22 protein-coding genes are annotated in these 23,742 nt (G+C 39.9%); 11 read left to right on the top strand and 11 right to left on the bottom strand.

Annotation, left to right across the window (positions count from 1 at the left end):
• Positions 1-131 precede the first annotated feature (131 nt).
• The 3 genes from ABDW32_RS05790 (at position 132) to ABDW32_RS05800 (ending at position 6,129) form a co-directional block, all read left to right on the top strand.
• Positions 132-3,338 (top strand): TonB-dependent receptor, encoded by a 3,207-nt coding sequence (locus tag ABDW32_RS05790; RefSeq protein WP_343560338.1) that lies wholly within the window; start codon positions 132-134, stop codon positions 3,336-3,338.
• A gap of 222 nt (positions 3,339-3,560) precedes the next feature.
• Positions 3,561-4,862: a hypothetical protein gene (locus ABDW32_RS05795; protein WP_343560340.1), complete on the top strand. Its 1,302-nt coding sequence runs from the start codon at positions 3,561-3,563 to the stop codon at positions 4,860-4,862.
• Between the two features lie 148 nt (positions 4,863-5,010).
• Positions 5,011-6,129 carry a hypothetical protein gene (locus ABDW32_RS05800; protein ID WP_343560342.1) on the top strand — a complete coding sequence of 373 codons (1,119 nt, stop codon included), beginning with the start codon at positions 5,011-5,013 and terminating at the stop codon, positions 6,127-6,129.
• Between the two features lie 43 nt (positions 6,130-6,172).
• Here ABDW32_RS05800 and ABDW32_RS05805 read toward each other — a convergent pair whose 3' ends face one another.
• From ABDW32_RS05805 to ABDW32_RS05830, 6 genes are all read right to left on the bottom strand, one after another.
• On the bottom strand, positions 6,173-7,459 hold the full coding sequence (locus tag ABDW32_RS05805; RefSeq protein WP_343560344.1) for a retropepsin-like aspartic protease: 1,287 nt from the start codon (positions 7,457-7,459) through the stop codon (positions 6,173-6,175).
• 12 nt (positions 7,460-7,471) lie between these two features.
• The gene (locus ABDW32_RS05810; RefSeq protein ID WP_343560345.1) at positions 7,472-7,885 is read right to left on the bottom strand and encodes a hypothetical protein; all 414 of its coding nucleotides are present in this window, start codon (positions 7,883-7,885) and stop codon (positions 7,472-7,474) included.
• Positions 7,882-8,325: a hypothetical protein gene (locus ABDW32_RS05815; protein WP_343560347.1), complete on the bottom strand. Its 444-nt coding sequence runs from the start codon at positions 8,323-8,325 to the stop codon at positions 7,882-7,884. The genes ABDW32_RS05810 and ABDW32_RS05815 overlap by 4 nt, the downstream gene beginning before the upstream one ends.
• Before the next feature lie 20 nt (positions 8,326-8,345).
• The gene (locus ABDW32_RS05820) at positions 8,346-8,822 is read right to left on the bottom strand and encodes a hypothetical protein (RefSeq protein ID WP_343560349.1); all 477 of its coding nucleotides are present in this window, start codon (positions 8,820-8,822) and stop codon (positions 8,346-8,348) included.
• Positions 8,819-9,421, bottom strand: a complete 603-nt coding sequence (locus tag ABDW32_RS05825) for a sigma-70 family RNA polymerase sigma factor (protein ID WP_343560351.1) — start codon at positions 9,419-9,421, stop codon at positions 8,819-8,821. Before ABDW32_RS05825 ends, ABDW32_RS05820 begins: the two co-directional genes overlap by 4 nt.
• Before the next feature lie 166 nt (positions 9,422-9,587).
• A complete protein-coding gene (locus ABDW32_RS05830) occupies positions 9,588-10,643 on the bottom strand; it encodes an SDR family oxidoreductase (protein ID WP_343560353.1) in 1,056 nt (351 codons plus the stop codon).
• Between the two features lie 82 nt (positions 10,644-10,725).
• Here ABDW32_RS05830 and ABDW32_RS05835 point away from each other — a divergent pair, with 82 nt between their 5' ends.
• The gene (locus ABDW32_RS05835) at positions 10,726-11,517 is read left to right on the top strand and encodes an AraC family transcriptional regulator (RefSeq protein ID WP_343560355.1); all 792 of its coding nucleotides are present in this window, start codon (positions 10,726-10,728) and stop codon (positions 11,515-11,517) included.
• Between the two features lie 134 nt (positions 11,518-11,651).
• Here the strand turns inward: ABDW32_RS05835 and ABDW32_RS05840 are convergent, their stop codons facing one another.
• Positions 11,652-13,271 (bottom strand): hypothetical protein, encoded by a 1,620-nt coding sequence (locus ABDW32_RS05840; protein ID WP_343560357.1) that lies wholly within the window; start codon positions 13,269-13,271, stop codon positions 11,652-11,654.
• A 535-nt stretch (positions 13,272-13,806) separates the two neighbouring features.
• Between ABDW32_RS05840 and ABDW32_RS05845 the strand changes: the two genes are divergently transcribed.
• The 4 genes from ABDW32_RS05845 to ABDW32_RS05860 all read left to right on the top strand — a co-directional run bounded on the left by ABDW32_RS05845 (position 13,807) and on the right by ABDW32_RS05860 (position 16,478).
• Positions 13,807-14,406 (top strand): GrpB family protein, encoded by a 600-nt coding sequence (locus ABDW32_RS05845; RefSeq protein WP_343560359.1) that lies wholly within the window; start codon positions 13,807-13,809, stop codon positions 14,404-14,406.
• A gap of 61 nt (positions 14,407-14,467) precedes the next feature.
• Positions 14,468-14,863, top strand: a complete 396-nt coding sequence (locus ABDW32_RS05850) for a cytidine deaminase (protein ID WP_343560361.1) — start codon at positions 14,468-14,470, stop codon at positions 14,861-14,863.
• A gap of 49 nt (positions 14,864-14,912) precedes the next feature.
• Positions 14,913-15,584: a type A chloramphenicol O-acetyltransferase gene (gene catA, locus ABDW32_RS05855; RefSeq protein WP_343560362.1), complete on the top strand. Its 672-nt coding sequence runs from the start codon at positions 14,913-14,915 to the stop codon at positions 15,582-15,584.
• Positions 15,585-15,641: 57 nt separating this feature from the next.
• Positions 15,642-16,478, top strand: a complete 837-nt coding sequence (locus ABDW32_RS05860; protein WP_343560364.1) for a GNAT family N-acetyltransferase — start codon at positions 15,642-15,644, stop codon at positions 16,476-16,478.
• Positions 16,479-16,638: 160 nt separating this feature from the next.
• Here the strand turns inward: ABDW32_RS05860 and ABDW32_RS05865 are convergent, their stop codons facing one another.
• A complete protein-coding gene (locus tag ABDW32_RS05865; RefSeq protein ID WP_343560366.1) occupies positions 16,639-17,217 on the bottom strand; it encodes a GNAT family N-acetyltransferase in 579 nt (192 codons plus the stop codon).
• Between the two features lie 438 nt (positions 17,218-17,655).
• On the opposite strand from ABDW32_RS05865, the gene ABDW32_RS05870 reads away from it, so the two are divergent.
• Positions 17,656-18,954 (top strand): deoxyribodipyrimidine photo-lyase, encoded by a 1,299-nt coding sequence (locus tag ABDW32_RS05870; protein WP_343560368.1) that lies wholly within the window; start codon positions 17,656-17,658, stop codon positions 18,952-18,954.
• A 74-nt stretch (positions 18,955-19,028) separates the two neighbouring features.
• Here the strand turns inward: ABDW32_RS05870 and ABDW32_RS05875 are convergent, their stop codons facing one another.
• Entirely contained in the window at positions 19,029-19,859 is an 831-nt protein-coding gene (locus ABDW32_RS05875) for an alpha/beta fold hydrolase (protein WP_343560370.1), read from the bottom strand.
• 152 nt (positions 19,860-20,011) lie between these two features.
• Between ABDW32_RS05875 and ABDW32_RS05880 the strand changes: the two genes are divergently transcribed.
• Complete coding sequence (locus ABDW32_RS05880; protein WP_343560372.1) at positions 20,012-20,566, top strand: cysteine hydrolase family protein; 555 nt, start codon at positions 20,012-20,014, stop codon at positions 20,564-20,566.
• Between the two features lie 78 nt (positions 20,567-20,644).
• Here the strand turns inward: ABDW32_RS05880 and ABDW32_RS05885 are convergent, their stop codons facing one another.
• Positions 20,645-21,496 carry an AraC family transcriptional regulator gene (locus tag ABDW32_RS05885; RefSeq protein ID WP_343560374.1) on the bottom strand — a complete coding sequence of 284 codons (852 nt, stop codon included), beginning with the start codon at positions 21,494-21,496 and terminating at the stop codon, positions 20,645-20,647.
• Between the two features lie 458 nt (positions 21,497-21,954).
• Entirely contained in the window at positions 21,955-22,719 is a 765-nt protein-coding gene (map, locus tag ABDW32_RS05890) for a type I methionyl aminopeptidase (RefSeq protein WP_343560376.1), read from the bottom strand.
• 293 nt (positions 22,720-23,012) lie between these two features.
• Here map and ABDW32_RS05895 point away from each other — a divergent pair, with 293 nt between their 5' ends.
• Complete coding sequence (locus ABDW32_RS05895) at positions 23,013-23,648, top strand: NAD(P)H-dependent oxidoreductase (RefSeq protein WP_343560378.1); 636 nt, start codon at positions 23,013-23,015, stop codon at positions 23,646-23,648.
• The last annotated feature ends 94 nt before the right edge of the window (positions 23,649-23,742 follow it).

Below are 23,742 nucleotides of genomic sequence, written 5' to 3' on the forward strand. Positions count from 1 at the left end.
TAGCAGCATAAGGAGCGGATAACGCTATCACAACGAACGAGAAACAAAAAAAAGTAGAACCGCTCTGGACCAACAGAACGGTTCGAGAAACAAATTTCTAATTAATTGAATTAAAAAAATTGTTGAATTCCATGAATATAAGCATATATTCTCAAAACAAAAGAAAATTTTCAAAATCTTGGCTACAGGTCTTGTTATCGGCCAGCTTTGTTATATTACAGTTCTGTATTGCTGCGCTTGACCAGCCTGCTTATGCACAGGGGCTACAGAAAAAAGTAAGTCTGGATCTTAACTCAGTACCCATTACCACTGCCTTAAGAGACTTGCAGACAGCAGCTGGCCTGCAGATCAATTACGATGGCAGTATATTCTCGGGGCAGACCAAAGTAAGTTTGCATGCACAGAATTATACGGTAGAAACTGCATTAAAACAGCTTTTGGCCAATAGCAGGGTCGGTTTTAAAACAGCCGGCAGCAACACTATTGTACTCTTTAAATTATCCCCTCCGGCAAGCCCTGGACGAATGATAGGAACTATTGTTGACGGGAGCGGCGAACCATTGGTGGGTGCTACCGTTATCGTTCAGGGACTGGGTAAGTCTGCCATGACAGATAGCAAAGGGAATTTTAACATCGAATTAAAAGCGGGGACATATACCATCGATATCACCTATATTTCTTACGAAAGTCAGCGGGTGACAGGTATAAAAATCATCGATGGAAAGAGCACCAGCCTAAATATTGCCATGAAAGCAAGTGCAAATACGCTAAGTCAGGTGATTGTGACATCTTCCTTTAAAAAGGCCGGCACCTCAGGACTATTGGCGCGACAAAAGAACGCTTCGGAGATCAGCAATGGTATTTCGGCAGAACAGATGGCACTGACACCGGACCGGAATGTGGGGGAGAGTTTGAAGCGTATTTCTGGTGTTTCGACGATCAACGATAGGTTTGTAATTGTGCGGGGGATTGGTGAACGCTATAATTCTGCTACCTTAGATGGTACAGTATTGCCAAGTACTGAAGCCCGGACGCGTAACTTTTCTTTTGATATGGTGCCCAACAGTATTGTCGATAATGTAGTTGTCGCGAAATCCATTACGCCAGATATGAACACTAGTTTCGGTGGCGGGTTGATCCAGATTAATACAAAAGATATTCCGTCTGAAAATTTTACAACATTTGGTGTCGGAGCTTCTGTCAATGACCAGTCTATTGGAAAGGACTTTTTGAGTCCGAAACGTGGTAAACATGATTATCTGGGATTTGATGATGGTCGAAGGAATTTTCCAAAAGATTTACATATTGCTAATGCGGAGACTCCTATAGCCGATATTGTGGCGCAAAGTAAACGCTTTACAACGGACAATTTTACGCTATACCGCTATAAAGCACTCCCTTCCCAAAATTATCAATTTACAATCGGCCGGCTCTACAAACTAAAAGGTGGCGAGCTTCGTAAATTGGGTTTTACGGGTGCTGTAACCTATCGTAACTCCCAAAATATTAACAATATTGAAGAGATCAAACGCGGTTCTTGGTATGACGAAATTGATGGCGTTAATCAGGGTAAATCATACAACTTCAATTCAACTTTAGGAACTGTCCTTAACATCGGTTTACAATTGGGAAAACATCGCTTTTCATCCCGTAATACCTGGACCCATGTGTTTGATAATAATTTTTCCCGAATTGAAGGTATTGATGCCGATGGAGACGTGGCGGGCAAACCTGATCGGATAAGAGAAGTTAATACACCTACCTTCACCACACTCTTGCAAAACAAAATTACGGGACAGCATCAAATTGAAGATTTGAAATTGGAATGGGAGCTTGCTCGATCGGGAATAGATCGAAAAGATAAGGATATGGGGATTTTAACACAGGGTCTTACCGAAGATGTGGTTAATGACAGGACATTTATCTATGGCTATACACAAATTACTGAAGGTCGTATAGATCCGGCTTCCCGTCATAATTATGCCAATAATGAAACACATTATTCCTGGGCAGCATCAGGGAGTCATCCTTTTAAGTTAGGGGAAGTGCTTAGCACAGCTAAATTGGGTTATTTTGGACTTCAAAGACGTGCCAAGTTTAATTTTGAAATAGCAACAATGGGGGTAGATAATAAGACTTTCGATCAGGCCCTTAAATTTACCACTATTGGCGATCGTTTTAAACCAGAAAATATCGGAGCAAATGGGTTTATGTTTTTCATAGACTCCTGGAATTTTGATTTTTATGAAGGAAAGAGTCAAAATCATGCGGGCTACCTGATGTTGGATCATAAGCTAGGTACACAATGGCGATTGGTTTGGGGACTGCGGGCAGATCATTATAAGTATACGGAAATCAATAACCCAAAACCAAAGGAAACGACTGCCGTTTTTGAGTTAAAAAAGGAAAAGGCACTGCGCTGGCTTCCTTCGGCAAACTTGACCTATAGCCCTTCCGATCAAACCAATTTACGTGCAGCATTTTCGAATACCGTGATACGACCGGAGATGATGGAAAATAGTCAGTTCCTGCGTTATGACGCTTTTTATGATGGCATGTTCGGAAGCATAGGTATCAATAGCACAGGTATAAAAAGCTGGGATCTGAAAGGGGAGTGGTTTCCGGGGCTTGGAGAAATTGTTTCCATCGGTGGATATTATAAATATTTTGACAGACCAGCAGAAGTGGCAGCACAGCCTACAGCATCTTATAACTGGCAATATACGTTGCAAAATTCCGCTTGGGCAAAGATCTATGGCGTCGAATTTGAAGCTAGGAAAAGGCTGAATTTTATCCACGATGATGCCCTACTGGCAGATATGATTATATACGGTAATCTGACTGTGCAGAAAGCAGATGTTGCAGCCCTGATCCCCACTGAAAATCCGCAGACGCGAGAAATTGAATTTGTAGAATCAAACCAGAAAAGACCATTATATGGACAGAGTCCCTATCTCATCAATGCGGGACTGCAATATGATGGTGAAAGGCTAGGAATAAATTTAGCCTATAATCGTTCTGGCAGAAAAACCTCGTTTGTGGGTAAATCCACTCAGGATACGGAATATGAAAGACCGCGGGAAATCTTGGATGCCCAGGTCAGCTACAAATTCTTGAATCGTAGGCTCGAAGTCAAAATCAATGCCGGGAATATCTTAAATACCGCTTCAATCTTATATAATAATACAAAAAGCTATGAATCAGATGGTGGCGCTACGACAGGAGGTCCGCTATTGAAGCCCGGATACAGCGACATCGATTATGATACTGGGGATATGATCATGTTCAAACAGCGATTTGGCAGAAGCTTCGGAACGTCAATAACATATAAATTCTAATAAAATCAACAATAGAAAGGAGGATAAAGTGGAAGACTACAATAAAAAAGCGAAAGGCTTTGCTGAAACGGACCTCTCGCTTGAATGCATATACAAGTCATGTGCTTCCTAAAAAGAAAACCAAACCAATTTGCAAATCGCCAAGGGCGATGAACAAGCCGACTTGCTAAGTATTTGGCAACAAATTAATAATCTTTTAACACAAAATCAAATTTAAAAATAATGAAAACTCTAAATAAAACTTTAGCGATCCTTGCTATCGCATCAACAGCGTTAACAGCATGTAATAAAGACAATGCCTTACAAAATGATACTTTTGAGAAACGCAGTACTGCCGCTGCTGATTACACGCAGTCATCATTACCTGTGGTAACCGTTTCTGGTGATATCACATCTAACACGACTTGGACTTCAGGCAATGTGTATGAAATCTCTGGAATTGTAACTGTAAAAAGTGGAGCAACATTGACTATTCAGGCGGGTACTTATATCAAGTCAACTGTCAATACCGTTGGTGGTACAGCAAATGGTGTTTTGGTGATTGCAAAAGGTGCCAAAATCAATGCTTCGGGAACACCTACCAATCCAATTGTCTTCACGAGCCGTAACCTGTTGGATGGAAATAATGCAACTGTTGGTAAAGCGGGTGACTTTGGTGGCGTAATTATCTTGGGAAATGCACGTACCAATGAGCCTACAAATAATGGTAGCAGATTGATCGAAGGATTGCAAGATATTCCTGCAAATTATTATGGAAGTAACACTGACGCGAACAATGCCGAAAGTAGTGGTGTGTTTAGATATGTACGAATTGAGTACGCTGGATACAAATTGTCTGCTGACAATGAGGTGAATGGTTTGACTTTGGGTGCCGTTGGTTCGGGTACAGTTTTAAACAATGTGGAAGTAGCTTGGGGTCTGGATGATGGTTTCGAATTTTTCGGAGGCCGTGTGAACGCTTCTGATCTTGTTGCATTCTCCAATGATGATGATCAGTTTGATTTTGACCTAGGCTATCAAGGTACGATATCGAACTCAATTGCCATTGCAAATAAAACATCTTCACACAGTGCTTCGAGCTCAAACCCTGCAAACAGTGATTCAAATGGTTCTGAAATTGATAACCATCCAACAGGATTTACGTTGACGCCAAAAACAAAACCTACATTTAGCAATGTTCGCATTATTGGTACCGAGGATGAGACCGGTATTACGGCTCCGGGCTTCAAATCAGGAGTGTTTGTGCGTCGTGGTGCAGAATTGGCTTTGGTAAACTCAAAAATTACAGGTTATAAAACAGGGTTGCAGATCAATAGTGATGCAACAGCTGCTTTAACCAGCGTTCAAAGTACTTCAATTCATGGATTTACCTTGGCGGCGACTGCAGGCTACAATGATCTAGGTAGCAATACCATTGCGCCTGTCGGTGCTCCAGCTCCAGCATTTGGTATTCCACAGCCGTTCTTTAATAAAGCTGGATTTAATCCTGGTCTGACATATACTTGGGCAAAATTTAACTATTAAGCTTTTATAGTCTAAATATTTTTTGGGTGGTGATGATTTTGATCACCACCCGGTTTTTTGCAAACAATAAATAGACGAATAGGCTTGTACGGCGTTCAAATTTAAAAACAGGTGAAAACCATATTATATTCAAAAGTAAAATATCCAAATGAAAATCAATCATAAAGTATTCATAAGTCTCCTCGGATTTTTCTTCATTTTCTTACAAGCCTGTCAGAAAGGGGAACTTTATGACAAGGTTAGTACGAAGATTGTGGAAGTAACCTTTAGTGGATCTACTTCAGTCGCCTTGGAATTTGTCTATAATAATGTGGTCTTAGACAGCACAAAAGGAGCATCACATAGCTTTCCGAAATCAATGAAAGTAAACATCGCTCAGGGAAATCAAAAAATACAGGTTCGGGAAAAAGGAAAAACTACGGTGTTAAGAAGTTACCAAATTGACCCGGCTATCTTTAACCATCAGATTGGCATATTGTACGACAATGGTAAAATATATGATAAGAGCATATTCTACAATTTATATGTAAATCCAATAGGTAGGGATATTGAATTTTTTATCGATGGTAAAATAGTCGCTCAAACCTTAGCTGGAGGACAACTTACACGCAAATTAGAAATTCCTTTAGATAAAGATCAAAAAAGAGAGCTTTCAGTCAAAATTAAAGGTAAGAAGGAAGTTATTTTTACCAAAACACTCATGGATGCCGATTCAAATAAGACACTTAAATTTTTGTTGGATGGAGAAAAGGTACTTGAAAACCTAACATTACCCGCTTTAAAAAATTCAAAAGGGATGTCGCTGACTTTTAAACTTAATACTGTCGTCGAATTTGGACAAAGTACATTTTTAGGTGGAGATGTGGATCTGCTTTTTTACATGCGTGACCAAATAACAGAAGAAGTGACAAGTTTAAAGCCAGAAATAAGAGTGCCCGTGTTAACATCATTTGTGTCGGTCGAATTGCCCCCATTGCCCGAGGGGAAAATCTATACTTATGATGTGGTCAGAAGGGGTACAACCCTCGTGCCTTATACCTATAAAAAATTCGTGTCGGATGAGATCTTTCCGGTATTGCCAAATAAGGGAAGATACGGTCGTTTAGGTTTTTTTAAAGATTTGACAGATCACATCTTTTTGCCTGGAGAACGTATTATTTGTAGGCTCTCAGTTGCCGAAGAGCAATGGGGGGATAACTATGATGAAATTTTTATCGTTCCGGGCAGCGTTGCATTGTTAAACGATTTTGTCACGATAAGCAATTAATCTATACAAGAACGAAGTCGAGCACGGCGTTCTTGTATAGCGTTTATAAGGAGGACTTTTTTCGAAGATAAAGCTTTCGGATGCGATAGCCTATAAAGATCAGCAGTGCGATAATCAAAATTACAATTAACATCCTTAGCAGTTTAAATTCGTTGTATGTGCTGTAGTTTTCATTTTGGTATTTGTTTGCTTTCAGATATATTTTTCCGTTACGGTTATCCAGGATAAAATTAAATTGATTCAATATTTTATTGCCCAATAAGCTTTGCTTGGCATTCGGATAATCCGGATTATTGGCATTGGTTACAATGTTCTTAAAAACCTGATTTCCAATTCGGAGCGCTGGAATAACGATGATCTTTTTTTTGCCAAAAGAAAAAAGCGAATGATACTTGTTCCAAAGGCCATAACGATTCGTAAAATCGTCCCCAATAAGCATACTGCCATCCCGACCGGTATCAAATAGAAAATGGAAGGGATAATCCTGTTCTCCCACTTTGACAAAGACTTCAAATCGGGGGCGATGTTGGAAATAGTCTACATCGTGAACTTGATAGCCCAGTAGATTTTTGTTTATCTGATCGCTTAGGACCATAATCTTTTTCTCGTAATCAACTTCGATAATCTTGTCCCGAAACAATGAATTTCCGATGATCATATCCTCGTCATCCGATAAATTCCGAATTTGTACCAACGGAACTTTATCCCAGTGTAATCCACCAATTTCCAAACTATTGATACTGGCACTGGGTTCATTGTTTGTACCGTCCGAATTCTGGACACGGATGTGCCCATCAAATTTGACCCCCGCTTTTGCGGGAGATTGCTCACTGAGGCAGGTGATACCCGCCCCTAGATCAAACATGATCGTCAGGTTTTTATAGCCATTGAGGTTCCCCTTAAAATAAAGACGACTATTTTTCATGAAAAAGGGAATGGTGTCCGACAATTGTACCGCTGGTTTATATCCCAGTGTGGGGTTTAATACCTGCTCATAATTGGCTGATATGCGCGTGAGAATACGATGTTGTCCGTTCAGTAATATGATAAAATCATAGGTTTTACCATAAGTAGTCGTAAACGAAATGGAATCCTTATCCGTAATAAATGTGATCTTACGTGCGGCCCTCGGCACCTGCGTATAGTAAATATCAGGTGCTGTTGCGGGGGTTAATTTCCATACATCCTTAGCGAGCAGCTTTCCGTCACGGATACTGACGAAGGGTTTGCTGGCCTGAATTACAGGTAGATTTTGTTGACCTTGAGTTTGGAAGGTCATAAATAGGGCAAAACTCAAGCTAAGGGTGAGAAGTCCTGCTGTTATTTTCACTTGTTGTATGCTTTAGTTACGTGGTTCGCTTCCCTTTGTAATAAAATCTGTAAGTAATTTGTAGTCGTCTTTCATGTGGGTATATGCTTTCCGGTCAAGCTGATTGCAATTTGCGATGACTTTTAAGTTGGTCTCATCCATATACAGCTTGTAACGCGGGCCATTGAAAGATGATAGTATCGCTGTATCACCCGATAGAACTAAAGTTTTACCAGCTTTTTGACTCCAATTTTTAATATATTGGCCAATTGAGGCCATTTTGGCCTTTGGAAAGTGTGCCGTTAAGGTACAGCGTGTGCCGATTTCATCATATACAACAGTGGTTCTGGATTGATTGGGAACGTACTGATCGAATAATTGTTTGCCGGATGCAAATAGGCCAATACATAAAATAGCGATTGCGATAAGGCTGTAATTTGTTTTCATGATTGATTTTTATTTTTACGGATAAAATAGTAAACGAGTAAACCGAATGCTAAGCTTATGCTCAGGATAATGGCTGAGTGAAAGCCAAGGGGTTGTGTAAAATAACATAAGGTGAGTCCGACGGAGCCAGCAAATAGTACACAGCACCAGCTGAAGGCTAATTCTACAAGATTGTTTTCTTTGGGAAGGATCTCAGTAACGATCTCCAGCGGTGCATTTCTTTCAATCAGGGTTCGTCGCAAACGATCATTCAAGAATAGCTTGATAAGCTTGAGCAAAAAAGAGGAAGCGATCCAAATGGACAGCAAAACAGCAATCGCGTTGAGCGAGAAAAAAATAACTTCTTTATCTGCCATCACTGAAGTAGCTTGTTGTGCGGCCATTGTCGGCATCGTGTTGACTGTAAGCAGTATCAATGTTAAGTTTAAAATGCGTTTCATACAATTGATTTTATAGTATATCAGACCCACCAATCCAATTTGGGTTGCAAGGAATCTGTTTTTTTTAGGATAGTGTTCATTTTTTGTCGATATCGGATGAGGGATAGTATAGCCTGTACGCTGGTTAAAGAAAGCGGGAGGAGGGCAAAGAAATAACGTAAAATATCGGGAAGCTGAATAAATAACGCGATAAATTGTTTCCCATAGATAACAGCAGCAACTGTAACCAAGACACCACCTATGCTTGCTGCAACGAAGGCTGCCCAATGAAATGGAGTCTTTGGCGGAATCGCTATGTTGACGATATAATCGGGCAAATCGGGATCAAAGCCCGCCATGGGCAATTCTTGGAGACTTGAATCAATCAATTGATAGTTTTCAAATTTGATTCTGCAGGCCATACAGGTAGAAATATGATCCATTTCCGATCTTTTTATATCGTCAGTGGAATCAGCAAGAGCCTGCAACTGTTCTTCTGTTAAATGTAAACTGTTCATAGTTCCTCTCTTTTTTGTGATTTGAGTAGAATATCTTTTAATTGCTTGCGTGCGCGAAACAAATAAGATTTTATGGTACCCTCCGGTAATTGTGTGATTTCTGAAATCTCCTGTAGACTTAGTTCCTGTTGATAATGTAATCCGATCAGGGTTTGGTATAATGTGGAGAGCTGTGCCATAGCTTGTGCTATTGTCTGGCTGAGTTCACGGGCAAAAAGTCTATTTTCCGTTTCATTGGTAGCAGTATGTACCATTTTATAATCGGTATAGGACAAATCAGCATTTTCAAAAAAACTCTCCATCGGGATCGGACGTTTTTTCTGAAGATAATGCAAGCAGGTATTATACGTAATCTGTCCGATCCAGGTCGACAATTTGCTCTGAAAACGAAATTGTCTTAGATTATTGTGAACTTTCATATATACATCCTGTATAATGTCCCGGCGGTCTGCTGCGACTGGAATCATTTTGTAAACCAAATGGGCGACGAGCTTCTCGTGATCAACGATAAGCTTACGGAATGCCTTCGGATCCCGTTTGAGGATCTGAGCGACTAATGCCCGGTCTGCTTGACCTTGTATAGCTGTTTCTGTGTTCACGGATAAATAAGACCCATAAGTGAAATTTAGGTTGCAATAATTTAAAAATAAGTAATTTAAATTATTTATTTAGTTGATTTTTAATTGGTTTTGTTATGATTTTATTGGATTCGTATTCCCGGTGTTATGCCAGCCGCTATCGCTGCCATAACATCGGGAATTGTGACTATGGTATCATCTGTTTGGTCCGCATCTCATCAAATAACCGAAAAAACATCTGCTCGGTATCAATGTACTCATGGAACCCGAATCTACGTGCTTTACTGCCGTCCGCAAAAAAGTCGTAATCCCAGGAGAAGACAAAGTCACCGAATGCCCAGGCGGATACTTCCTGATAATTGTAATTTAATCCATGTTCTTTCTGGATGTCTTCCCATATATTTTCTTTATCAGACATCATCGTGTGTAAATTTAAGGGGAGCGGTGTATCGACTTCCATTTCAAAATATTTTGCAATTTTGGGCCAGAGATCTTTCCAGCGGAACAAATCACCGTTGTTAATATTAAAAGCCTGATTGGCCGCTTGAGGTTCAGTTGCAGCCCATACAGTTGCTTTTGCTAACAAAGATGCATCTGTCATCTCGAGTAAGCTGTCATATGCACCGGGTTTTCCCGGAAAACGAAGTGGAATATTTAATTTTTTGGAAATAGTAGCATATACAGCTATCAGCAGTGCAAGGTTCATCGGGTTGCCAGGAGCTGTTCCGCCCACAACCGATGGCCGGATAGCGGACCAGGTCCACTGTTTGCCAATCTGTTGCTGTTGCAGGTATTGTAGCTGGCTGGTATTAAATTCAGGAGGCATATGACCAGCATCAGATTCTTTGGCCGGTGTTTTAAATGGACCGAGGTGGGCGCCATACACTTTATAACCCTGCATAAGACTGACATGTTGCAGGGATTTGGCTACTGGCTCAATAGCCGTTATTACATTGACCAACATCCTCAAATTGGGTTCGACCAATGCAGCCCAACTTTCCTTATCCTGGTAGGCTGCATAAAAGATATGGGTTACTGTCGTTAATGGACTTAGTTTGTTGACAGTATCGGTTAAATCCAGTAAATCTACAGCAATATAGCGCACACGCTCATGACTGGTTCCGCCACGGCGGGAGAGGCCGATGATATCCCAGTGGCCAAGACTGCTCAGATGTTCAATAAGATTTGTGCTGATAACACCATTGGCACCCACAATCAATGCCGTGTTTTTTATAGTTTCCATATGAATTGCTTTTTAAACAAAATTAGTGTTGCTTTGAATCGAAGAGCGGTAAAAATCGGCTATAATTTTGTAAATTTCTGGAATGGAACGCTATCGACAATTTGAACCTATCCTGATTTCGGAGTTTAAATCCAGCACTTGGACACATCCGGAGCATAATCACAATCACTACGAACTTATCTTTATTTTGAGTGGGGAGGGTACTCATGTAATCAATGGCTATGCCGTACCTTATCAAAGTGACACCGTTTTCTTTATTGGACCAGAAGAGTATCACTATTTTGATATTAAACAGGAGACGCATTTTATTTATTTAAAATTTACAGATGCTTACATCTATCGGACTACAGCCGAATCGGGTAATTTAACCCGCCAATTGGAGTATTTAATAAAAAGCAGAGAAACCCATCAGCATGGATTCCCACTTCTTGCGGCTGATCGACAAACTGTTCGCCTGCTGTTTAATGTAATTGCATCCCTAAAACACGATATCTTTGCGAATCAGGATTTAATATGGCATCAGCTGCTCAGCATTTCAATGTTGCTGGCGAGAAATATGCCTGAATTACAGATGGATGGTTTTAGAACTCGTGATTTACAGGCGATGTTTTGTTATATTCACAAAAACATCTATACACCAAATCTGTTGCGGTCTCAGATAATGGCTCCTCATTTCAATATTGCTGCTGATTATCTTGGCACCTATTTCAAACGTCATGCTGGTATAACCATAAGGGCCTATATCCACCAATATCGGAATACACTTATTCGGCAACGCATCAGCGCCGGACGCATGATTTTAAAGGAAATTGCCGATGAGTTTGGATTGACCGATGTTAGTCATCTGACCAAAATCCTGGGGAAAGACGTTTAAAGAAAATAACAAAGCCAGCGAAAATTTTGCTGGCTTTGTGATGATGTAGATACTTATAGATCGTACAATTGAAATTATCGCAGGCGGACTATAAGCATGTGATCAAGTTTATATTATAATGTATACCCGGATAATTAATTACAAGGTATTTTCTTCTTGCCGGCTCCCGTACCTTTAATAACGGTTCTACCGTCAACAAGTTGGGTCACTTTCACAGAATTACTTTGTGTACCATTCCATGGGAAGGTATTGAAAGCATTGCCATTGGTTAATACAAGTGGATACAACTCACCACCGGAAGTTTTGCTACCAAACATGGTCACCTGGCCTGTTCTGCTGATCACGAGTTTAATCAGCGGTTTGGTTGCTGTACCTTTTAGCGCATAGATGCTACCAATACGTTTATTTGTTTCAACGTCAGTACCTTCGTATTTGCTTCCATCGGCAAACTGGATATTTTGTGTTGAGGATGCGCCTGCGTTCTGGAACTGAATTTCCTGTTTAGCCAGTTTGATACCATTGACTTCCATATTGAAAGCGTTGTCCAATTCCGTGATGTCAAATACAAAACCATAGTCGGCCACAGGTGCAGTAAAGCTACGTTCGATTGTGCTACCATTTGCATAGAAAACACCATCTTTGATAATACCTTTTTTACCGCCGGAACTAGTTTCAGGATAACTCCAGTTTAGGCCATCACTTGTTACGTTCTGTGTACAGGTTTTGAAGTTAAGTTTGAGGTCATATTTCAGTCCTGGATTGATCTTCACATTTGGGATAGTAACATTTGACTTTGTTTCACCATCAATGGTCAACGTTCCTAAGTTAAGTGTTCCGGCGCTAGTCCCTGGGTGGATTAATAGGGAAGGAGCACTGACCACTGTACGTAAGCCTGCACCTAAACTTGGAAATTGTGCCAATACACCAGCTTCATTCAGGCCATTGTAAGTAAGAGCCTCATCCGATAGCTTGAAGTTCGCTGTTGAATGACTAGGTTTGAATACCGCATTTTCAAGTTTTGTTATTGCACCTGTCATGTTCGGATCCATTGTTAAAGTTGTGATAATCTGACTGAATCGATGTTTTAAAACAACATTCAGGTTGTTTACGCCCGTATTCAATGTTAGGTTACCGGTGAAAAACATGAAGTCTCCGCCGATATTGTCTAAACTTGCTGAAGATAATTTGTTTTGGTTATTGATATTGGGCACTGTACTTGTGCTATTGATGGAGTAAGCAATGAAGGTATAAGTTTTCCCCGCGTCAAGAACGATACCAGCTGCAGTTGATTCACCACCATAGCTGTAGGTCTTTTCAGTAACATAGTTACCTTGGCTGTCATAAACAACAACTTTATACTTGATATCTTTGTCCAGGGGTTTTTCAGTTACTTGTGCAACCGCGGCTTTCGGGCTTGATGCCGCAATTAATCCTCTTTTAACGGCAGCCGATGAGCTGTTTGTAAGAACAACATCAATGGAGCAACCGTTACCAAAAGGGACGGTCATTTCCTGAACATCTGATGTATTGTTTGAGGCTAGGGACGCTTTTGTAGACCCCTGTTTTTGGCCAACAGTGTTACTCTCGTCATCCGTATAGGCTTCAACACCTTTTAGATTGATCTTAACCACTGTTTCTCCTGTTAAATCTGTGGTTTCACCACTCTTTTTACAAGAGTAAAGGCTTGAGCCCGTTAACACGATGCATGTCAGCACGAGTATGTTTTTCAGATTACGATAAGACTTTAAATTCATGTAATTAGATATTTTATGTAATGGTTTCTTTATTTTAATGTATTTTTATATTATATATTAGGCTTTTAACTGTCTCCCAAGCCGGAAATAGGTGAATAAAAGCTGTTTTTTTGATGTGTCAGTAATAGATAATGATCGTGGCAAATGTTTTTTTTTTTCTTGTGCAAAATTAAATCAAGCTTTTTGTTTAAGAAGTATTGTTGAGTGAATGAAATTTTTCCTGTAGAGAAACATCTACATAGGAGCCATAGCTTCTTTAAGCTCCTTCAATGACCTTATAGATTCGACTTAAAAGGAATTTATAATCTGAAAAATCCAATGATATGCACACATTATGCAACAAAATGAACGCTGATGGCAGATCGATAATTTTTAATTTTTCCGCTAAAGTTTGACTGTTTTTAACAGCTTCAACTTGTTGGTAATTACAGCGTGAGTCCAATCGATGGGAGCAGCCCGCGTCCATTTTTAAAGTCTTAGATTGCTTACATCAGTATAAAACAAACTATGTATTGAATTTTAAACAATTATTTAAATGCTATTACCCTTTGAACGCTATAATCCAGAATGGAAAAAACAATTTGAGTCCATTAAACTAGAGCTGCAATTCCTGTTGAACCCCTTAAATCCTCAAATCGACCACATCGGTAGTACAGCCGTGGAGGGGCTTGCTGCTAAACCGATTATTGATATACAGCTCGGCGTGGAGAGCGAAACTGATCTGGAGAGATTACCAGGCTTATTGAAACTACCTGAGATTGTTTACTATGAAAAATATAATCAGGACTGGCCGGAACGCCGATTTTTTATATTAATGAAAGAACCTATACATAAGATCGGCGTTGCTGATGTCGTAAAAATAGACGATGATATACCGGCGATCTTGCATGATCACGGGATTCGTATTGCACATTTGCATGCATTTGTAAAAGGTTCGTCCGATTGGACAAGACACCTCGTTTTACGCGACTACCTAATCGCACATCCAACAATCCGGGAAAGCTATCAGGAGCTTAAGGAAAAATTAACCCAACTCGACTGGAAGGACGGAAATGATTATAATAGGGGGAAAGACAAATTTTTAAAAACACAGGAAAAAATCGCTTTGGCATGGTACAAGCGGAGGAAGCAATGAGAAGAAGGGCGCATGAAAGTGGCAACCTTATCGTATACCTAGCATCTGATCGGAGGAAGATATGACAAACAAATTAAAAGAAATAGCAAGCGGGCTTGTTGGTACAAAAAAATTAAATGACTTTGTTGAATATGCTGGTGTGGCAGCTGCTATAGAAACGGTGGCAGGCAATATTTATACTGGAATCTGCATTGATACGGCTTGCTCCATGGGTTTTTGTGCTGAGCATAGCGCTGTTGCTGACATGCTGAAACACCATGAATTTCAAGTCAGGGCATTTGTTGCGGTAGATGCTTCGGGAAATGCAGTCCCCCCCTGTGGGCGCTGTAGAGAGTTGATAAGTCAGCTTGCCAAGACCAATCTGGATGCAATTGTGGAAGTGAAAAATGGGGTATTCAAATCCTTAAAGGAATTACTGCCTTTTGACTGGAAAGAAGATCTCGACAGGAATTGGTGATTTTCAGGAGGATATCAATCAGTATATATTAACTAATGAGTAGAATAAAATGGGAAAAATAGGATCAGATTATAAGACGATAAATTTAGCCGACTGGAAGCGAAAGGAGCACTTTTCGGTTTATCGTAGCCAGATGAAATGCGGCTTTAGCCTAACGACAAAAATTAATATCACTAACCTACTTCCTTTTATAAAGGAAAATGGCTATAAATTTTATCCTGTCATGATTTACCTAATTACAAAAGCCGTAAATAATCATGATGCTTTTAAGATGGCAATGAAGGAAGGGAAGCTCATTGTCTGGGATTATGTGAATCCGATATATACCGTGTTGCATGCAGAAACGGAAACTTTTTCGGCCCTATCCACTGTATACGATCCGGATTTTTCGGCGTTTATGGCTAATTACAACTGCGTAGCCGAACGCCATGCCGATGATTTACGTTTTTTTCCCGAGACACCGCCGGAGAATCATTTTAATATTTCGGCAATTCCATGGATTAATTTTGATAGTTTTAATCTGCATATTGCCGACTTCACAGATTATTTTGCACCTTCTTTTACAATTGGAAAGTATCAGCAACAAGATGATGAAATCTTAATGCCCATCGCAATTCAGGTGCATCACGCTGTCTGTGATGGAATACATGTTGCTAAATTAATTGCTACACTGGAAGCATATTGTAAGGACATCGAGACAGTTCTTAAATCTCAGGGATAAATCCAGAAATCGCCTTGTTCAGAACAGTTCTTTCGATAACAAACAAAGGTTATGTCAATGAAAATACGACAATTAACACAATCCGATATTCCTGAGCTGCTGCAAACCATCAATGGGGCTTTTAAGGATTATATTGTACCATTTCAGCTCGATATGGAACAATTGCGGCAGAAAATCAGCACGGAAGATATTCAGTTAGCTTGGTCTGTCGCCGTGTTTGCGGAGAACAGACTCGTGGCATTTATGATGCATGGTCTGCGGGAAATAGATCGTCAGTTTGTGGTCTACAATGGTGGAACGGGTGTACTGCCTGAATTCCGGGGGCATGGGTTAGTGGGAAAAATGTATAATTATATACTTCCTTTCTTTAAAGAGAACAAAGTTAAGCGGGTTGTTTTGGAAGCCATAGAGAATAATGAGGCAGCCATCCGTGCCTATGAGAAAAGTGGTTTTTCGATCAATCGACAATTGCTATGTTTCAGTGGGATCATCCAGCCCGACTCGCTCAGCAATGTGGCGAGAATTCAGCCACTGTCTAATTTCTCCTGGCAGCAATTTCAATCGTTTTGGAATATTTTACCTAGTTGGCAAAGCGCCGTGCAGAGCATGGAGCGTTTGCAACCTCAGGCATTAGGCGCCTATATCGACGAAAAACTTGTGGGCTATATGCTCTTTAACCCAGATAACAAACGGATATACCAAGTCGCTGTGGCACCGGAATATCGGCGAAAAGGCATTGGAACACAGTTGTTTCATACCCTTGAAAAAGAAATGCCAGCCGAAAAAATAAGTTTAAACAATGTTGATGCGAAAGCGAAAGAGGTGAAATTATTTTTGGAAAAGCAGGGGCTGATCAATAGTATCAATCAGGTTGAAATGATAAAGCTGCTGTAAACATGCGCATGACCGCTGATGGTCGAATCTATCCAGTCGAGGATAAAGTGAACCTCAATAAACGGCGTTTGCGCATGAATCTAGCCGAGCTTTCCCAGGCGAAATTTGATACAGTTTAGGATCTAGACCAGCTGTCGACTTTGGATCAACAAAATATGGATTATACGATCTGGTGAAAGGAAGTATGCTGGATATAGTTCTTTTTAAGCAAGGCAAATATTTCACCATCTACGAAACGCCCCTTCTCAAAGAAATAGTCATGGAGAATTCCCTCGGAAACAAGATTCATTTTTTCGAGCAACCTACGAGAGGCCACATTGTCTGGGTCAATAAATGCCTCTATACGATTGAGTTTATAGTTATCAAACCCAAAAGAAATAAGGGTGGAAATTGCTTCGGTCATAATACCCTGTTGCCAGAAGTCAGGATGAAGTTCATAACCAATCTCTGCACGAAAGTGCTCGACGGAAAAATTATGAAAACCACAAGAACCAATGAGCTGATCAGGATTGTCCTTTAAACAGATCGCCCAACGGATGGCCACCTTTTGTAGAAAATTTTTCTGCCAGGTTTTAACAAGCTCATCAGCCTCCGCCATGTGCTGAAAAGTTGGTAAATCAAAATATAATGTGACCTCATCTTTGGAGAAATAGGAGAATAAAGCTGGGGCGTCTGAAGGTTGGATTTGACGTAAAAAAAGACGTTCTGTTGATAAAATTGGAAAAGTGTCCGAGATCATGAAAGTAAAAATAGTAAAATATGTTGGATTGTTCGACACTGTAAGCTATGACCTAAGCCCCTTAGCTATAAAATTGTCTATGTCCTGATGTGTAAAGTGTTGTCTGCTATGGTATTAAATGGTTAGGGTGCGCATATCGATTTAAAACCAAACTTTTTTTATTGCCAAAGGTTATTTTTGGCGGATAGGATATTGACCTCCCGTTGGGGAGCTATCCTGAATGGATAGCTAACGCTTAAATAAATACATAGGCATAGATCATTTATTTATGAGTACATTTTCTATAAAAGCTTTCGGAACCATTGCACCGACGGCAGATTTAAACCTGCGCGAAATACAGCGGACTGGTCCATCGGCTTTTTCTTGGGAAGTTGTTTTTTGTAGCATCTAATTAACAAATGTGGCTCGTCGGTATTTGATCGAGTTATCACTATTTTTATGGAGAAAAATAAAGTTGTAGTATTTTGGTTCCGTAGGGACCTCCGTTTGGAAGACAACGCCGGATTATCCCGTGCGTTAGCAACAGGGCTTCCCGTATTGCCAGTATTTATATTCGACGAAAATATTTTACAGCAATTGGAAGACAAGTTTGACCGGCGTGTAGATTATATCCACCAGGCTCTTGATGGAATAAACAACAAATTAAAGGGAGTCGGAGCGACATTAAATATTTTTTATGGAAGCCCATTGACTATTTATCAAACATTGTATGAGCAATACAATATACAGGAAATCTATTGTAATCGAGATTACGAACCTAAGGCGATTCAACGGGATCGTGCGATATTTGATTTTTTTAAAACAGTGGGGATTCCATTTAAAGCAGTAAAAGATCAGGTTATTTTTGATAAAAATGAGCTGTTGAAAAACGATGGTACACCCTATACCGTTTATACCCCCTATGCTAGAAAATGGCGTGAAAAGCTAACTCCTGAAGATTATCAGTCAAAGAATTATAAAACCGGGCTATTTTTTCAGCAGGCTTATTTGCCGATCATCGCCTTGGAAAAAATCGGGTTTAAAAAGACAGACTTGTCTTTCGAACCGCCAAAACTGAGCGCCGCAATTATTGATAGCTACGATAAATACCGTGATTATCCAGCCTTAGCGGCGACTACGAATCTTGGTATCGCGCTTCGCTTTGGCACCATCAGTATCCGTCAATGTGTGGCCTTCGCGAGACAGCATAATGAGCTGTGGTTATCAGAATTAATCTGGCGTGAGTTTTTTATGCAGATCTTATATCATTTTCCAAATGTGGTCAGCGAATCATTTAAAAAGAAATATGACAGTATTCAATGGCGTAATAATGAAACAGAATTTGAGCGCTGGTGTCAAGGAAGAACAGGCTACCCGCTGGTCGATGCCGGTATGAGGCAGTTGAACAAAACAGGTTATATGCATAATCGTGTACGTATGGTTGCAGCTAGTTTTCTATGCAAACACCTGCTGATTGATTGGCGATGGGGAGAAGCTTATTTCGCACAAAAACTCAACGATTATGATTTGTCTGCGAATAACGGGAACTGGCAATGGGCAGCGGGTAGTGGCTGCGATGCAGCTCCTTATTTTAGGGTATTTAACCCAACTATTCAAGCTGAAAAATTTGATAAAAAGCATGAATATAGTCAACAATGGATTCCTGAACTAGGAACAAGCGATTACCCCGAGCCGATTATTGCGCATGCGTTGGCGCGAGACCGGGCGCTAAAAACCTATGCCGCGGCATTGAAATAAATGATAACCAAAGCAATCCAATCCCATCTGACCAGCGCGGTTTCGAGGGGATTGGTCAATTTATCTTTCGGTTTTTATTGATCCAAAAACGCAGCGACAAAGGTGTCGAATGCCTGTGGGTTTTCGGCTTGTACCCAGTGGCCTGCATTTGGTATTATCTCAAACCTAACCTGTGGAAATTGCTCTCTGATGTTGTCTTTATCTTCTGGAAGAATATAGCGCGATTTTTCACCAGCCAGAAATAAGCTAGGACCATTATATATACCTGCTTTTACACCTACTGTAATGAAATCTGCATATTTTCGTTGCAGCACATCCAGGTTGAAACGCCAGCCTAGTTTACGGTCTTCTTTTATATAGACGTTTTTTAACAAAAATTGTATTACACCTGGATCGCTAAGGTAGGTTTCGAGTTTCGATTGTACGTCTTTGCGGTTGTCCATACGATTTATATCAACTGCGCAAAGGGCGCTGAAAATATCTTCGTGATGCGGTGGGTACGCTTTGGGGGCTATATCTGCAATAATCAATTTTTCAACCTGCCCAGGATGTTCAATGGCAAATTGCATGGCCACTTTACCGCCGAGAGAATGACCCAATAATAAGATTTTATCTGCTCCGATTGAAGCGACATAATTGCCTAAGTCCTCGACCATATCTTCAATGGACATATTCTCACTATGAAAACTTCGACCGTGATTGCGTAGATCCAGCAAATGTATCTGTCTTTTTTCACCAAAGCTGCGGCCAAAAGAGCCCCAGTTATCCGCCATTCCAAAAAGGCCATGCAGAACAATCAACGGCGTTCCACCGTTTTCTGCACCATATATTTTGCTGTGTAATAATTCTTTCACGATATTTCTCTTCTTTAAACTAGTCAATACAGCCTCTAAAGGGCTATTCACGGAACTAAGATAAGTTTTGTTGCGGATTTTTTAATCTATTTAATGTAAAACATCTTTCTTATCAAAATGGTAGCATCGACAATATATTTGGTAGTAACCTCCGCGGTCGACAGACTAATTTTGTACTAACGAAACATAATAATATAGAAAATATGAATACCACAGCGTTAATTGTCATCGATATTCAAAATGAATATTTTGAAAATGGTGGAATGGAACTTGTAAACCCTATCGCCGCCAGTGTAAATGCGGGAAAAATAATTAGTCATTTCAGAGAAAGAAAAGCGCCAATTATTCACATTCAGCATATTTCGCCGGATCCTGCAAAAATGCCATTTTTTGTAGCGGGCACCCGTGCAGCTGATATCCACCCGAACGTTAAACCATTACCGGGAGAGACCGTGATCCAAAAACATTTCCCGAATAGCTTTAGAGAAACAGAACTTTATGACTATTTGAAAGCCAATCAAATTACTGAGCTTGTTATTGTCGGTATGATGACGCACATGTGCATTGATGCCACGACAAGGGCGGCGGTTGATTTTGGCTTCCCATGTACAGTAATAGGGGATGCCTGCGCAACACGTGATCTGGAAATTAATGGAAATACGGTGAAAGCGCATGAGGTGCATCATGCTTTTCTCGCAGCATTGGCCTTCTTTTATGCGCAGATTCAAACGACAGAAAGCTTCTTGGCACAAAATTAAAAGTTCTAAAGCTGACAGTTATGCTATTCTTGCCGACTGTCGGCTTTTTTCCAAAATTAACAGTTCCAAATTGCCGCATTACCGAAGTTCCTCCATAAAAGCACCAATAGTTTTGCCCGTCTGGGACTTAAAAAAACGCATCAAATGATTAGGTTCGGAGAAATTCAGTTCAAAAGCAATTTCACTGATCGATTTGCCTGAATGTACCAGTAAATCTTGCACTTCAAATAACAACCGCTGTTTAAGTAATTGTGTTGCCGTTGTATTGAATTGCGCTTTAACGGCATGATTCAGCGTGATACGACTAATACCCATCAGTGTCGTATAGTCACTGATCCGTTGTTTTTCTTGAATATGCTGTTCGAGTAATCTCCTAAATTGATAGGCAAAATTATTCTCCGGTTTTTGTAATGAAAGCCCGTTCAGTTTAGCATACTTTCGGTTCAAGGTCTGTAGTAAGTAATATAATAAAGAGCGGATAATGTGTGCACTGTCCGCCTGTGTCTGAACAAGCTCGGATTTTATTTCTGCAAGCAGCGTATAAAACTTGGATAGATGTACATCATCGGCTACGAGTTTCACCGTATGGTGTAACTGGTAGAAATATAGCAGTCGATAAGTAAAAAGCTTATCGGCGAAAAACTCATTAAGAAAATCTTCCTGGAAAATCAAGGTGCTGAATTCCAGATGAGCAGGATCTAATTCCCAGGTATGCTTCTGAAACGCGGAAATAAAGATAATGTTGTTATCCGTCAATTCGATGACTTCCTGTCCCAATCGCAAATGTCCCTTCGCTTTTTTGAAAAATAGAATTTCAAAAAAGTCCTTATAATAGGTTTCGTGATGGGTATAGTCGGTCTCCTGTTGATTCAATACATTTAACAGAAATTCAACACCGCATTCGCCTTTATGGAATTTTATTGTTTTCAATAGCAATATACTTTTATAAATCAAAAATACCCATTTTAAAGTTAAATAAAGCGCTATTAGGATAACAGCAATTGTACAAACCGGCGCCCCATGCTTGTTTTAAAGGTGTGGATAAAAATATTTTTTAAAATAATTACAGAATTTATGTAAAATGTGATTTTCGTCACTTTTTTATTTGATGAAATAATTTACCTTTATATCATAATCAAATAGGCAAAACTTAAATATTGATATTCATCCCACTGGATACTTATCAAAAGGTACTTTACATTTCTTCTCATTGGAAAAGAAGCTATTTGATCGGTACAGGAAAGATCTGATAGCCATATAAAATATATTATTTGGGGGTTTTCTCGTCAAGAGAGGCCCCTTATATTTTTGGGGTGTCCATAGAAGTTTTAAAAGTCGATAAATTGATTTTATTTGAAGATATAAAGCGGTTGGGTATGAGGGTTTTTCTAATGAAATATACCATTGTCTGCCGTTAAAATGACTGGTGCACCATCCGTAATCATGATGGTATGTTCATGTTGCGCCATGTATCCTCCTTTGTCACCGACCATTGTCCAGCCATCATTTAATTCAGTTGCATAAGTAGATGTTGTTGAGATAAAGGTTTCGATAGCAACAATTGAATTTTTTCTAAATCGTCTTTGATCAAATTTGTTTCTATAATTGAGCAGTTCGTCTGGCTCTTCGTGTAAACTGCGTCCAATACCATGGCCACCGAGATTCTTGATCACTTTATAACCTCTCTTTTTTGCTTCTGTTTCCATCAGTTGGCCAATGTCTGCAATTTTGACACCACCACGTATATTTTTTATGGTTTTTTCAAGGATCTCCCTAGAAGCATCCACCAATTTCTGATGATGATGAATATCCTCACCGATCACGAAAGAAGCGCCATTATCAGCCCAAAAACCATCAAGTTCCGCCGATACATCAATATTGATGAGTTCTCCTTCCTGTAAGAGACGATCTGCAGAGGGAACACCATGACAAAACTCGTTATCTACACTGATACAGGTCCATCCTGGAAAATTGTAGGTCAGCGCCGGCGCTGATTTTGCACCAAATTGCGCTAATATTTTCGCCCCATATTCATCCAATTCCTTGGTTGACATTCCTACTTTAGCATAGTCGCACATTGCTTTAAGCGTATGGGCAACTGCCATGCTTGCCTTTTGCATTCCGGTCAATTCATTCTCGTTGGTAATAGACATGCCGCTTTTTTTGTTTTCGTGTATAATTAAAGATAAACAAAGGTCTCAAAAAAAATAGATAATCCGATGCAGAAAAGTAAAGCCTTCGTCCCGGCTTTTCAATCATGACGCTTGTCCTCTATTTTTTCTGTGTTTGAACATTTATGTAGTTATAATGTAATATCACAATTAAAATAGAGACATTCATTCATTTACTGTTTCTAGATTTAGTTTTTTTTATGAAATTTAGAATAGAAAACCTCTTAATCATAGGGGACGAAAAATAAAATTGACAAGAAAATAAACAAAAGAAAATGGCATTATTAGAAACATTAGAATGGCGTTATGCGACCAAAAAATACGATTCAACAAAAAAAGTTGATCAAACTGACGTGGACAAAATTATCGAAGCAGCGCGCATGGCACCGAGTTCTTCAGGCTTACAACCCTTTCGTGTTATATTGATTACTGATCAGCAATTGAAAGAGCAGATTGTACCTGTTGCTTGGGGACAGCAAATTGTTGCAGAAAGTTCGCATCTTTTGATTTTTGCGGCATGGGATAAATACACAGATGAGCGGATTGATGCAACTTTTGATCATATGAACACGCATAGGGGACTACCATTGGATACAACCGATGAATACAAAAATAGGTTGAAAGGGATGTTTGCTGCACTTACTGAAGAACAACAGGCGGCCCATGCTGCTAAACAAGCTTATATTTCTTTTGGAATGGCCATTGCTCAAGCAGCGGAACTGAAAGTAGATGCCACACCGATGGAAGGGTTTTCTAACGAGGAGCTGGATAAATTATTGGGATTGGATAAAAGAGGTTTAAAAAGTGTTGTTTTGTTACCATTAGGCTACCGCTTAGGTGAGGAGGACTGGTTGTTGAAGCTGAAGAAATTTAGGTTGCCAAAGGATGAGTTTTTAATTCAATTACCCTAATAAAAATATTGTATTTAAGTGTATTATTGCTTGACAAAAGCATAAGGACCAAATTATTAGATAATGGCCAGAGAGCGACGGTAAGCTTCTTCTG

Source organism: Sphingobacterium sp., from assembly GCF_039596235.1.
Classification (GTDB): domain Bacteria; phylum Bacteroidota; class Bacteroidia; order Sphingobacteriales; family Sphingobacteriaceae; genus Sphingobacterium.